Source organism: Vagococcus carniphilus (assembly GCF_014397115.1).
Classification (GTDB): domain Bacteria; phylum Bacillota; class Bacilli; order Lactobacillales; family Vagococcaceae; genus Vagococcus; species Vagococcus carniphilus.
In genome coordinates, this window is the sequence record NZ_CP060720.1 from 1941291 (window position 1) to 1954579 (window position 13289).

Here is a 13289-nt window from a genome sequence, read left to right on the forward strand (position 1 = left end):
TAACTTATAATAGGTAATAAAATCATGATAAATCTAGTATTTTTTTTGAAAAACTAGCTAGAGACTAATATAGCTTATCCAATTAGATACGTCAATCATGATTACTTTTTCTAACTATTAAACCAAAAGACTAAAAATTTAACCCTTCAACTATTTTTAACCAATCCATTGCATCCTTAGCGTAATAATCCGCTCCTACAAATTTTCGGTTTTCTTCATTCATCACTGCGCCGCCTACAATAAACTGACACTCAATTTTCGCTTTTTTTATATCCAAAATTGTCTGTTTCATATTTTTGACACTTGCGCTCATCAAAGCAGATAAACCGACTATTTTAATGTCTTCCTTTTGAGCGGTCTCAATTATTTTTTCCGTTGAAACATCTTCTCCTAAATCAATTACTTGATATCCATAGTTTTCAATCAGTATTTTCACAATATTTTTCCCAAGATCATGATGATCTCCTTTAACACTAGCAAGTATTACCTTCCCCCTACTTTCTCTAATTTCACCTTGCTCAACCATATATGCTTTTATGACATCTTGTACTTTTTTAAAAGCTTCAGTAGCTTGCATTAACTGGGGTAAAAATATTTGTTCTTTTTCAAAAAGAGCTCCAGCATCATCCATTGCTGGAATTAATTCATCTTTAATAATAAGTAAAGGAGGCACACCTTTTCTTAACAAGTTATTTACTTCAATTACAGACTCTTCTTCTCTTCCTTGAACAATTAATTCTTTTAAGAGTATACGTTCTTCCTTTAATCTGTTATTACTTATCTTACTTCCTTGATGACGCTTAACATATTGCTGAGCATTTTTATCTTGATTAGAAAATAATTTAATCGTACTAACTGTTTCCATCAGTGACTCTGATAGCGGATTAATGATTGGTGCATCCAAACCAGCTATCACACAACTAGTTAAAAATGTTCTATCTAATAGGGATCGATTCGGTAATCCATAAGAAATATTACTAATGCCGGCAACTGTTAATACATTTAACTCAGTTTTTAATAATTTCAGTGTATCAATCACTACTTGAACTTGACTAGGTTGGGTAGAAACTGGCAAAACAAGAGGATCAATCAATATATCTTCCTTATCAATGCCATACTCAGAAGCCTGTTGAATTATTTTTTTAGCTATCAATACCCTACCTTCAGCTGTTTCAGGGATTCCATCTTCATCAAAAGTCATCCCTATTACCACACCTCCATATTTTTTTACAATAGGAAAGATATCTTTCATTGATTCTTTAGTTCCATTAACAGAATTAAAGAGTGGTCGACCTGCATATTGTCTTGCTCCTGCCTCTAAAACAGATGCTTCAATACTATCTAGTTGTAAAGGTTCAACTATAGATTTCTGCAAGAAAGATACGGTTTTAGCCATTACTTCTGACTCATCTATATCGACTAAACTAACATTAATATCTAAAATTTCTCCCCCTGCATCAACTTCTCTTAAAGCTTCTTTCAAAACATACGAATAATGTTCATTTCTGATAGCATTCTCTAAATTAAGCTTTCCTACAGGGCTAATTCCTCGACTAATTAACGTTAATCGATTATTTAAAATGATTGTTTTCTGGGAAGACGATACAGCTGTAACTCGTTTTGATTTTTTAATAATAGGTTGAGCTTCAGCTAAAGATTGACGGATTGCTTTAATGAATTTCGGTGTTGTCCCACAACACCCGCCTACAACTCGAACGCCCATTTCAACCATCTCAATTACCGATTCAACATAATCAGCTACTTTAATCGTATAAACACTTTTATCTCTTTCTATTTTAGGAAGTCCAGCATTTGCTTGAACAATTACTGGAATTTTTGCATAGTCAGTAATTGTTTTAACTGTTGGTAAAAGTTCTTTAGGAGTACACGAACAATTAACTCCAACTGCCTCTACTCCTAACCCTTGAAGTGTTAATACAGCTGTCAAAGCATCTACTCCAATAAAAGTACGCCCATTTTGTTGAAAAGTCATTGTTGCAAAGATTGGTAACTCTGTATTTTCTTTAACTGCTAAAATAGCTGCCTTTATCTCCAACAAATCGGACATTGTTTCAATAATGATTAAATCACATCCAAATTTCTCAGCTAAAACGGCTTGTTCTTTAAATAAACGATAGGCTTCCTCAAATGTTAATTTACCAACTGGCTCCATCATCTCACCAATCGGTCCCATATCAAAAGCAACAAAACGAGGGTTAGCTGATTTAGCTAACTGAATAGCTTGTCGAATGATTTGAGATAATTTTTCATGCTTAAAATGTCGGCCATTTGCTTGAAAAGTATTAGTTGTCACAATATCAGCTCCAGCATCAACGTATTCTTGATGAATCGCTGCAACAATTTCTGGATGAGTTAAATTAAACAGTTCTGGTTGTATATCCATCGGCAGTCCTTTTTGATAAAACATGGTTCCCATTGCTCCATCAACTAATAAGAAATCGTTATTTAAACTTGCTAACAATTCTTTCATACATATATCCTCCCTGTAATAATCATATTTAAATTAAGTTTTTTTATATTCTTTTTCATTATGTTACTTTTAGTGTAAAATAAAAGAACAGATTACAAATCTAACTCTACAAAACACCTAAATATAAAGGAAAAACGCCTAAACCAATCATAATAATGGTTTAGACGTTATAAAAGAGCCACCTACCAGAATCGAACTGGTGACCTTTTGCTTACCATGCAAACGCTCTACCTACTGAGCTAAGGCGGCTAGTAATTTCTTCAACAGTATATAGAATAACTGTTATATCAAAATATGTCAACACTTTAAAAATACCCCTATAGGAAAAAGAAAGGAAGTTTATTTTATGATTATTTCAATCGAAAAAGCAAATTTTACATTAGTAACAGAAGTTTGGAATGAAGGTTTTAGTGATTACATCGTCCCAATCAATATGAGTGAAGACGCATTAAATTATCGAATTTCTTCACTAGGACTTTCAAAATCCTACTCAGCTGTTTTTGAAAAAGAACAACAATATGCTGGCATTATTTTAATTGGTATCCAAGTAATTCAACATGTTAAAACAATGTGGATTGGTGGTATGTCAGTTGCGCCAGATTTTAGACGACAACAAATCGCCAAAGAGTTGATGAATTATGCAAAAGAACTAGCAAAGAAAGAAAATTGCGATGAAATTAGACTTGAAGTAATTGCTACAAATACAAAAGCAAAAAAACTATATGAATCCTTAGACTTTACTGAATTAAATGAATTAGCTGTTGGTGAAATATTGACTATTCCTGAACCAACTAATAAAGACTTAACTTTTGAAAAGATAGATAAGAAAGAAATCCTAGACATAGAAAGTAATCTAGTTCCTTGGCAAAACAGATTAATGTTCACAAATAATAGCTACAATATTAGTCAAGATGGAACATCTATCGGGTTTATTACTTATAATGAAATACCTGATGCGATTTCAATTCAACAATTACAATTGAAAGATCCATCTACAACGGAATATATTTTTGATATTATTGGAACGCTTCAGAAAGATTACAATAAAAAAATTAAATTAAGTAATTTTGATATGTCTTCTACTGAGTATCAACAATTAGCTTCTTTATCACTTCAATTACCTTTAACACAATATCAAATGGTTTTGAGAATGAAAAATAATAAATAAGAATTATTTATACGGTTATTGTAATTCTTGTTTATTTAATGTAGTCTTAGTATGTATACATTTGACGGGAGACAGAATTTAAATGAAAATAAGAATTATTGGTTACGCTGGCAGCGGTAAGACCTCCTTAACCATTAAACTTCAAGAAAAATACATTATTCAAGGTATTTCTTTAGACGATTATCTAAAAATAAAAGATAAAACGCAACGAGCAAATACACTAGAATCTCGTCTGTCTATGTTAGATTCCTGGATAGTTGAAGGCGTTCAAGTTAGTCCGTGGACTAGAAAAACCTTTACTGACGCAGATTTGGTTGTTATTTTAGATTATCCAATTTATGTGACACAATATCGAGTCTTTAAAAGAGCTATGACTCAGGTATTTGACCCAAAAAGAAACATGAATCAGAAGAAAAAAGCCATGAAACGAATGTTTAAGCTATTTAAATGGAATAGTCGCTTTAGAAAAAGACTTCCTGCGATTAAAGCAAATTTGAATAAGCAACCTATGGCTGTCATGATTCTTGAATCACCAAAAGATGAGAACAGACTTCATCAATACATCAAAAAACAAAATCGATTAAAAAAACATCGACTTGATCGTAAACAACAAGTCAGAAATAACACAAAAAAAGAATCTAGAAAATGATGTTTTAGTCATCTCTAGATTCTTTTATTTAAAATTCCATTAATGTTAGAATATCATAACCTTCAATTTTTTCACGGCCATTTAATTCGTTTAATTCTACTAAGAAGGCACAACCTACAACTTCTCCACCTAATTGTTCAACTAGTTCGATTGTAGCCGCAATTGTTCCACCTGTTGCTAAAAGGTCATCACAGATGATAACTTTTTGACCTGGTTTAATAGCATCTTTATGAAGAGTTAAAGTCGCACTACCGTATTCTAAACCGTAATCCACTTCAATTGTTTCACGAGGTAATTTACCTTTTTTACGAGCTGGTGCAAAGCCAATTCCTAACTCATAAGCTACTGGACATCCAATAATAAAGCCACGAGCTTCAGGTCCTACAACCATTTCTGCTCCTCTTTCTTTAGCATACGCAACGATTTGTCTAGTTGCTTCTTGGTAAGCTGCTCCATCTCCCATTAAAGGTGAGATATCTCTAAAGATAACTCCTTCTTTAGGGTAATCTGGGATGCTAGCAATGTAATCTTTCAAATTCATTTGGGTTCCTCCTGTTGCAAAATCCAATGCTTGATTTCTTTAATATCACTGTATAAAAATAATTTTTCCATCTCAATTTTATTCTGATAAGATTGATAGGTTTCACTCTCTTGTAACGGTTTATTGGTTGGATTTTGGACTTTAGTCATCAGACCATCATCTATTGTAACAAATCCTAAGTCAAAAAACACTCTTATCATAAAAATTAATAGATTTTTTTCAATTTTTAAAAATTTTGAAATATCATCCAGCTTATAACGTACATCTATTGATTCTTGTTTGGCAATTAATTTAAAAAGACGGCCAAATTGTTCTCTTGTTGGAAGACCTGTTAAATAATGTTCTTGATTAACCCGAACTAAAAAATAAATTCTTGGTACTTTTAAAGAACTAAATATCCCTTTAGCAATTTCCATATCATAAGGACAATCTACAATGACGGCTTCTTCAAATGTATTAATAGCTTCAAGTTTATTTTGCCACTTAGAATCGATTAAAAATGAATTAGCTTTTTGTCCTAAATGAGGATTTTTTTTATCAAAAATAAGATAAGCAACCTTATCAGTTAACGGTTTAATCTCTTCGCCTTTTTTTCCTCTAGCATCAAACAATTGTAAATCATCAATCAAATAGTCTTGCAACATCAATTGTGGTTTTCTAAAGCCATTCCATTCATTTACTGATAACTGACCAACTAATTTAAGTTGATCTGCATATTCAAATTCAAATAAATCAGCCCCACGATTGAATGCAATACAATCTAAACTGCCATTTCCATTAGTTAATTGACATTTTAAATGTGAGTTATCTACACCAATTTGCTTGAGATTGATTGCCTTATTTACTTGAAATAAAAAGTGCGGTGCCGGATTATCTGTTCCAAATGGCGCAAGAAGTCTTAAGGTTTCAATAAATTCGACTGTCACTTTTTCCAACTCTAACTGACTATCAATCTGAAGCTCTTCCTTAATTGAGATATCATATCCTTGAGTTTTCATAAACTCTGACAGCATTTCTTTAATTTTATCTAATTTAGATATTTCAAAAGTTAGACCTGCTGCCATATGATGACCACCAAAGCTAGTCAAATCATCTTTTACAACACTCAATGTTTGAAACAAATCAATGCCTTCAATACTTCTACCTGAACCCTTTAAAAGTCCAGTTTCTTCATCATTAAATAAAACAATCGTTGGTTTATTTGTCTCTTGGACAATTCTGCTAGCTACGATTCCTAAAACACCTTGATGCCAGTCTTTAGACATTAAAAATAAAATAGGTTCATCTGATAACTTATCAGCCATTTCAAGAGCTTCTGTTGTAATTTGTTTAACGATAGTTTGTCTTTCAGTATTTTTTTGTTGGATAAAAGTAGCTAAATTTCCAGCCTCAACATCATCAAAAGTTGAAAGTAACTCTACACCAGGACCTGCGTCTCCTAAACGTCCAATTGCATTTAATCTAGGACCTATTGTAAAGCCGATAGTTTCTTCTGTAACGGCTGTTAAGTCAATTTTGGCGACATCTGCTAAAGCTTGTAAGCCAATTCGTTCATTTTGTTTCATTATTTCCAAACCAATTTTAACAAGGCTTCTATTTTCATCCGTTAAAGAGACCAAATCGGCAATCGTTCCAATTGCGACTAAATCTAAACTCTCCATTGGAATCTCTCCTAAAAGAGCACAGGCCACTTTAAAAGCAACTCCTACCCCCGCTAAATCATTAAAAGGATAACTTCCCTCAGGATGTCTAGGATGCACAATTGAAAAAGCATTCGGTAATGTTTCAGGAAGTTCATGGTGATCTGTTACAATGACATCCACGTTTTGGTTCATCGCATATTCGATAGCATCATGACCACTAACACCATTATCAACTGTCACAATTAACTGAATACCTTCTTCTTCAATCATTCTTTGATAGACCTCTTTATTGGGACCATATCCATCTGAAAAACGATTTGGCAAATAGTAAACAACGTAACCACCAATTAATTCAATGGCTTCTTTCATGACTGTAGTACTTGTAATACCATCAGCATCATAATCACCATAAATAAGGATTTTTTCTCCTTTTTCAACTGCCTCTTGAATTCTTAAAATACTTTTTTCCATGTCATGAAGTAAAAAAGGATCATAAAAATCTGCAACTGTTGGCTTAAAAAAAGCAGTTATTTTTTCAGTATCTTGAATACCTCTTCTCCATAATAAGGGAGCCAATTCAGAGTTAATGTTTAATTGTTCCAGTGTTGGAATTAAAACACTGGATTCTTCCGTTACATCTTTTATGTTCCAATTATATTGTGATTCTTTCAAATTAACACTCCTGATCTAAAGAGTTTTTCAAATAAAAAAAGACTATTTGTCCACCCTTCATTTTAGCACATCTTGAACTAAAGAGGAAACAGATAGTCGCTTAACGACTTGAAAGCAATCTCTTGATTTGATAAACTTTAAAAAAAGATAATGAGGTAAAACAAATGAAGAAAAAATGGATATGGGTTCTCTTTTCATTACTATTGATTGAAGTCGCATTAGCAGCTTTTATTTTTATTAATCCTTTTGGACAAACAAAATCAAAGAAAGATGAACCAAAACAGACTCAAGAAATATCTAGTACAGTTGTAGAAAAAACAAGTACATCAACTAGTGAAGAAAAGGAAAACGAATGGATAAAAAGTGATACTGAAATTTCCTTTCCTATTCTTATGTATCACAGTTTAGCTGAAAGTGAAGGTAATTCTCTTAAAGTTCCTCCTACTGAGTTTAAAGAGCATTTAAAGTGGTTAAAAGAAAATGACTACTACACACTGACTCCTGAAGAAACCTATACTGTTTTAACTGAAAACAAGAAACCAGCTGAAAAAATTGTTTGGATAACATTAGATGATGGTTACTTAAATAACTATACTGATGGTTTCCCTATTTTCAAAGAACTTAAAATGAATGGAACAATTAATTACATTACTTCAAAAATTGAAAATTCTAGTTATTTTAACTTAAATCAAATGAAAGAAATGAGTCAAAATGAATTTATCTCTATTGAAAGTCATACTGTTTCACATTTAGATTTAAACACTTTAGAAGATGATCACATTAGACGTGAGTTGAAAGACTCTAAAGAATGGTTAGATAATAACTTAAAACAAAACACATCACTTCTGTGCTACCCAGCAGGAAGATACGATGAAAGAGTGAAGCAAATCGCAGAAGAAACGGGTTATAAAATGGCCATCACAACAGAACCTGGATATGCTAAAAAATCAGATGGTTTATTTGCTTTAAAACGCGTCAGGGTATCACCAGGCTACTCTGGAGAAGCATTTGGACAATATTTAACTAGTTCCAATCAATAAAAACTAAAAGCACCTAGAATGAACATGTCCTTGTTTCATTCTAGGTGCTTATTTATTAATTTGATGAAAAGAATTTGACAGATTTCAAATTCCATTTAACACTCTCAGCATAAAAGAAATTACCACCATTTTTATAGAGCTTGCCACCATTATAAATTAACGCTAATGGATGCTTATAAAAATAAGTCGTCTTCTCCTCATTACCTAACAACGGAGCTAATGTGTCTCTTGAATAAGTTTCAGCCAGTTCTAGTGTATTTTTTTTGCCATTTTCAGCTACATAATTAATATACCTAGAACCAAAATTATACGCTTGAACAGCTGTCCAAATATCGCAATTATTTTTATTAGCTTCTTCAATAACTTCTGACAAATGCTCAACGCCGGAATCAATGCTTTCTTCACTCGTAAAAATTTGATTTCTAGAGCCATACTTGCTTTCACTACTCTGCATTAAATCAACGTGATTTCCTTTACTTTCCGTATAGATAATCGCTAGAATCACATCGGTATATTCTTCAATATCATAATGCTTTGCAGCTTTTCTAACTTCAGGTTCCCAAACTAATACATTTTTTACTTGTTTATTTATCTTAAAACCAATTATCATGAAAACAATGACAATCAGTAACAATAAGATAAAGAAAAACTTTTTTAGTTTATTTCGTTTTTTCAACATTTTTTACTGCATTGCTCCCCTTTGTAATTGATAAGCATGGATAATTTTGTCATATATTTGATGATTAATCAAGTAAAATACCATAAGTTAAGTTTATTTTAAGGATATAAAAAAAGAGATAACCTAAAATATCGGTTTATCTCAATTTTTAAAGTATTGTTAATCAAAATCTGTATAATTTTGCCATTCTTTTGATAAAAATTCTTCAGAATTCATATTATAAGATGGCTTGTTTTTATCTCTTAAGAATTTTTGTAGGTCTCGATCCATTTGCATCCAACCTCTCCAACCTAAATGAATTGTATCTTCCATAAAGTAAGCTTGAGAGCGTTTATCAGTATAGTCTACAACGTGCTTAAATCCTTGTGATTTTAACTGATAATTAATTTTTTTACTAAATAAATCTAACATATCAGTTGAAAGGCCTGTATAATCTGACCATAATTTATTAACAGGCGGAATAACAAACATAGCGTCAATATTCTTTTCTGCAATTTGATTTAAAACTAATTGGAAATCTGAAAACTCAGGTGATTTAGTATAATCAAAATCAACTTGAGAATTTTCAAGTTTCCCTTTCATTGGTGCAATTCTCTTAGAATAAAATGAATTTGCTATATCAAATTCGTTATTACTTGTAGAAGATTCACCATCATTAAAGGCCTGTCTATCCAATTCTTTAAAAGAATAAACATCAGGTAATTCTTTTGTTTTTTTATCTATTTTTTCACTTTTTGATGTAATACCTATCTTACTAAATAATTTATCTTCTTTTGTTAAAATTTCATAATTATATGCTGCTCTTTTTTTATCTAAAGGAGACAGTTCTTCACCACTTTTTATTTTTTTCATCATGGCTTTTAATTCAGTATCAGCTCTTACACTAGAAAAATGTAATAATCTTTTAGCTAAATACTGATCATTTATGTCATTTGATCCAAGATTCATTACCCAGTCATTAGTTTGTAAAGGTGAAAAGAAAAGAGAAAACATAGGATCTCCTACCCCTTCTTTAACAAACCATTGGGGTGAAATAATGAAAACTATTTTTTTGTTATTCAATTCATCACCCATCGAATTCAACATAAAGAAGTGGGTTAAAGATTGAGTTCCTGGTGCCCCCAATAGAAAGGGTTCATAAGAACGATTATATTTTTGAGCTAATACAGAAGGATGATAAGCATTAACACGACTTAGTTCAGATGAACCAAAGAAAGGTAAATATTTATCACTTGCCATCGCCTCATTCTTTAAATCATTTCCTTTTAGAACATTAACTGACATTGATGAAGCTGCTTCATGAATTGATTTTGCTGATGGTCCTGAAAACCAATGAATTGGGGAAAAGATAATCGCGCCAATGATGATAATTGCCGCAAAAAAAGGACCAACAGCAGAAAATAGTTTCTTTTTAGATATCATGATTGTAATGCAGTAATTTGATTAATAATTTGTTGAGGTGTTCCCCACTCACTTCTTTCATATTCTGAAACAGGCACTGTAATGCCTAGTTGACCATCAATTTCAACTAACATTTGAACTGTTGCCATCGAATCTAATAAACCATCTTCATATAGATCCATATCTAATTGTTCACTCACATCTTGACCTGTTAAATCTTCTAAAATTGCTAAAACTGTTTCTTTTACATCCATCATTGTCATCTCCCTAAATATTAAATATTTGTTTTGCTAAAGTATCCAAAAATCCTGAGAAGATTAAGAAACTAAAACAAACTGCGTTGAACGTGATAAAAACTGAAAGTCCATGTGTCCAACGATTACTTGGTAATTGATCTTTATGTTTCTTTTTATACCTTAGCCAAGCATCATTTATACAAATTAAAATCGCATGGTATAAACCATACACAATATAATACCACGTTAAACCGTGCCAGACACCCATAATTAAAAATAATGCAAAATAGCCAACATTTGATGCAACTATTCTACTTTTGAAAACTTTCTTCTTCATTAAAGTAAACATCAATCTCATATAAACATAATCTCTGAACCAAAATGATAAAGACATATGCCATCTATTCCAAAATTCTTTTATATTTGGACTTAAAAATGGTTTATTAAAGTTAATTGGTGTCTCATATCCAAGTAAATAACTGGTACCTACAGCAAAGAGACTGTATCCTGCAAAATCAAAAAATAAATACATACTATAGACATACATATATCCTATGGTTCCAACTAAAACACCACTTCTTGAAAGTGCAAAGGATTGAACAATAGGAAGCAAATGACTTCCCAACGCATAGCCTATTAAAAACTTATATAAGAATCCTAAAAAGATATAATGGATTCCTTTTCCTAATAATTCAATATACTTATCTTTACTTGGTGGTTCTTTTAAATCTTTTACAAATCGTTTATAACGATCAATAGGACCAGAAGAAATAGTCGGGAAAAAGAGTAAAAATTGAATATAATGGCTCATTTTATAATCTTTTATCATTCCATCTCTAATTTCCATAATAACTTGAACCGATTTGAACGTTAAATAAGAATATCCTAAAAAGTAAAAGAGAAGATAAGACTTACTTCCTGTAAAAGGACCTAACTTCATAATTATCATAGGTATAATACTCAAAAAGACAGATAGATAAAACCAACTACTTTTATTTGCTTTTTGTCTATATCTAAAGTAAATACCTGTTAAAAGACACTGCCAAACAACATAAGCAATTAATGCAATACCTTGTTTTATATTTGGTCCAGCAAAACTAATCCATAGAAAGAATACAGTCAGCAAGTTTTGGTACCAATACAATCTCTTTCCTCTTAAAGAGGAAATGATTGATGGAATAAACAAGATAGCCAAAATAATGAAGTAAAAGGGCTTTTCATATGGTGTCAAAAATGGTACAAATTGAGTAATACTTGCCATTATTTGTTCACCTCATTTATCAACCCTTTTCTATCCACCTTACCATTAGCAGTTAGTGGTAACGATTCAACAAAGATAAAACGTTGTGGAATCATGTAATCCATTACTTTATTAGAAAGGTCTTCTTTCAAAAGTTTCGTCACTTCTTTTTCATCGAAAGAAGCTGTCGCATCATAGACAATATAAGCAACTAATTGCTGTACTTTATGACTCTTATTATATTTCGGTACAACACAAGCATTTTTAACACCATTAAGCATTGTTAAATGATGATCGATATCACCTAATTCAATTCGATACCCATGCCATTTAATTTGAAAATCTAATCTTCCTTTATAGTACAACATATCATTCTTAATCAGTCCAGCATCACCAGTTCTATATGCTGGTTTTCCCTCATACATAAAGAAAGCCTCTTTTGTTTTTTCAGGATTATTAAAGTATCCAATAGAAACTCCAGGACCAACAATAATAATTTCACCAATTTCTCCTGAAGAAAGAGCATGTCCATTGTCGTCCAATATAATTAATTCAGTGTCACCTTTTACCTTACCTAAAGGTAATCGATCGTTATTATTTAGAACATCTTGTGTTATTTTAACAATAGTAATAGCTACCGTTGCTTCAGTGGGTCCATAAGTATTAAAAATAGACGCATTAGGAAAACGATCTATTAATTTTTGAGCAACATTATGAGGTAACTCTTCACCACAAAACTGAAAATTTTCCAATGAAGGTAATTTTTCACTAGTAAACTCAGGGTTCAACAAACAAATCTCAATTAATGATGGTGTTGAAACCCAAACGTTTAAATTCATTTTGGGAATACTACCAAAAAGTAACGGGAAACTCTCAACCATTTTCTTTTCCATTGGTACCAAAGTACCACAAGTTAAAAGAGATGGAAATAAATCCATTACTGACAAGTCAAATGAAAATGGTGCTTGGCACAGAAACCTTTGTTCCATTTTCAATTCAAAATCCTCTAACATCCAGTTACAAAAGCTTTCTAAGTTGGAATAAGTAATTTGTACACCCTTAGGTTTACCGGTTGTACCAGAAGTAAAAATAGTATAATAAACATCATTTCCTGAAACGACGTTACTAAATGAAGGAACTGTTCTCTTAGATACAATCTCTTCAAATAAATTTAAATTAATAACATTTCCTATCTCTAACGGCCAATCATCTATAGCTATGACACAAATCGCTTGTGACTCTTCATAAATCATTTTCACTCGATCAACTGGAGTATGTCCATCAACTGGTATGTAACCATATCCAGCCTTTGTACATCCTAAAAAGCTAACAACCATACGGCTGTTTTGACCGCCATATACAATAATATTTTTACCAGTCTCTTCATTTTCTTCTAAATAAGAAGCCAAAGAGTTAGACATATTTTCTAACTCTAAATATGTTAAACTATTTTCTCCCTCATCAAAAAATATATTATTTGGTTTTTTTTCAGACCAAGTCCTAATAGTTTCAACAATTTTATTCTCCAT

General features: G+C 31.6%; 11 protein-coding genes and 1 tRNA gene. 3 read left to right on the forward strand and 9 right to left on the reverse strand.

Annotation, left to right across the window (positions count from 1 at the left end; genetic code table 11):
• Window positions 1-130 precede the first annotated feature (130 nt).
• Both H9L18_RS09505 and H9L18_RS09510 read right to left on the reverse strand, forming a co-directional pair.
• Window positions 131-2491: a homocysteine S-methyltransferase family protein gene (locus H9L18_RS09505; RefSeq protein ID WP_126794724.1), complete on the reverse strand. Its 2361-nt coding sequence runs from the start codon at window positions 2489-2491 to the stop codon at window positions 131-133.
• A gap of 176 nt (window positions 2492-2667) precedes the next feature.
• A tRNA-Thr gene (locus H9L18_RS09510) sits at window positions 2668-2740 on the reverse strand.
• Between the two features lie 97 nt (window positions 2741-2837).
• Here H9L18_RS09510 and H9L18_RS09515 point away from each other — a divergent pair.
• Window positions 2838-3659 carry a GNAT family N-acetyltransferase gene (locus H9L18_RS09515; RefSeq protein WP_126794721.1) on the forward strand — a complete coding sequence of 274 codons (822 nt, stop codon included), beginning with the start codon at window positions 2838-2840 and terminating at the stop codon, window positions 3657-3659.
• A gap of 82 nt (window positions 3660-3741) precedes the next feature.
• Window positions 3742-4308: a P-loop NTPase family protein gene (locus H9L18_RS09520; protein WP_126794719.1), complete on the forward strand. Its 567-nt coding sequence runs from the start codon at window positions 3742-3744 to the stop codon at window positions 4306-4308.
• Between the two features lie 28 nt (window positions 4309-4336).
• Here H9L18_RS09520 and H9L18_RS09525 read toward each other — a convergent pair whose 3' ends face one another.
• Both H9L18_RS09525 and recJ read right to left on the reverse strand, forming a co-directional pair.
• The gene (locus H9L18_RS09525; RefSeq protein WP_126794717.1) at window positions 4337-4849 is read right to left on the reverse strand and encodes an adenine phosphoribosyltransferase; all 513 of its coding nucleotides are present in this window, start codon (window positions 4847-4849) and stop codon (window positions 4337-4339) included.
• Window positions 4846-7164: a single-stranded-DNA-specific exonuclease RecJ gene (gene recJ, locus H9L18_RS09530; RefSeq protein ID WP_126794715.1), complete on the reverse strand. Its 2319-nt coding sequence runs from the start codon at window positions 7162-7164 to the stop codon at window positions 4846-4848. The genes H9L18_RS09525 and recJ overlap by 4 nt, the downstream gene beginning before the upstream one ends.
• Window positions 7165-7328: 164 nt before the next feature.
• Between recJ and H9L18_RS09535 the strand changes: the two genes are divergently transcribed.
• Window positions 7329-8204, forward strand: coding sequence for a polysaccharide deacetylase family protein (locus tag H9L18_RS09535; RefSeq protein ID WP_126794702.1), 876 nt, complete (start codon window positions 7329-7331; stop codon window positions 8202-8204).
• A 55-nt stretch (window positions 8205-8259) separates the two neighbouring features.
• Here the strand turns inward: H9L18_RS09535 and H9L18_RS09540 are convergent, their stop codons facing one another.
• From H9L18_RS09540 to dltA, 5 genes are all read right to left on the reverse strand, one after another.
• Entirely contained in the window at window positions 8260-8883 is a 624-nt protein-coding gene (locus H9L18_RS09540; protein ID WP_126794699.1) for a lysozyme family protein, read from the reverse strand.
• A gap of 159 nt (window positions 8884-9042) precedes the next feature.
• Complete coding sequence (dltD, locus tag H9L18_RS09545; protein ID WP_126794696.1) at window positions 9043-10305, reverse strand: D-alanyl-lipoteichoic acid biosynthesis protein DltD; 1263 nt, start codon at window positions 10303-10305, stop codon at window positions 9043-9045.
• A complete protein-coding gene (gene dltC, locus H9L18_RS09550) occupies window positions 10302-10538 on the reverse strand; it encodes a D-alanine--poly(phosphoribitol) ligase subunit DltC (RefSeq protein ID WP_126794692.1) in 237 nt (78 codons plus the stop codon). Before dltC ends, dltD begins: the two co-directional genes overlap by 4 nt.
• A 13-nt stretch (window positions 10539-10551) precedes the next feature.
• Window positions 10552-11781: a D-alanyl-lipoteichoic acid biosynthesis protein DltB gene (gene dltB, locus H9L18_RS09555; protein ID WP_126794689.1), complete on the reverse strand. Its 1230-nt coding sequence runs from the start codon at window positions 11779-11781 to the stop codon at window positions 10552-10554.
• Complete coding sequence (gene dltA, locus H9L18_RS09560; protein ID WP_126794686.1) at window positions 11781-13289, reverse strand: D-alanine--poly(phosphoribitol) ligase subunit DltA; 1509 nt, start codon at window positions 13287-13289, stop codon at window positions 11781-11783. The genes dltB and dltA overlap by 1 nt, the downstream gene beginning before the upstream one ends.

Excerpts from the sequence above, each read along its gene's own strand:
- H9L18_RS09535 (WP_126794702.1), top strand. The coding sequence starts at position 7,329 with ATGAAGAAAAAATGGATATGGGTTCTCTTTTCATTACTATTGATTGAA.
- H9L18_RS09515 (WP_126794721.1), top strand. The coding sequence starts at position 2,838 with ATGATTATTTCAATCGAAAAAGCAAATTTTACATTAGTAACAGAAGTT.
- dltB (WP_126794689.1), bottom strand. The coding sequence starts at position 11,781 with ATGGCAAGTATTACTCAATTTGTACCATTTTTGACACCATATGAAAAG.
- dltD (WP_126794696.1), bottom strand. The coding sequence starts at position 10,305 with ATGATATCTAAAAAGAAACTATTTTCTGCTGTTGGTCCTTTTTTTGCG.
- dltC (WP_126794692.1), bottom strand. The coding sequence starts at position 10,538 with ATGGATGTAAAAGAAACAGTTTTAGCAATTTTAGAAGATTTAACAGGT.
- H9L18_RS09540 (WP_126794699.1), bottom strand. The coding sequence starts at position 8,883 with ATGTTGAAAAAACGAAATAAACTAAAAAAGTTTTTCTTTATCTTATTG.
- H9L18_RS09520 (WP_126794719.1), top strand. The coding sequence starts at position 3,742 with ATGAAAATAAGAATTATTGGTTACGCTGGCAGCGGTAAGACCTCCTTA.
- H9L18_RS09525 (WP_126794717.1), bottom strand. The coding sequence starts at position 4,849 with ATGAATTTGAAAGATTACATTGCTAGCATCCCAGATTACCCTAAAGAA.
- H9L18_RS09505 (WP_126794724.1), bottom strand. The coding sequence starts at position 2,491 with ATGAAAGAATTGTTAGCAAGTTTAAATAACGATTTCTTATTAGTTGAT.
- dltA (WP_126794686.1), bottom strand. The coding sequence starts at position 13,289 with ATGGAGAATAAAATTGTTGAAACTATTAGGACTTGGTCTGAAAAAAAA.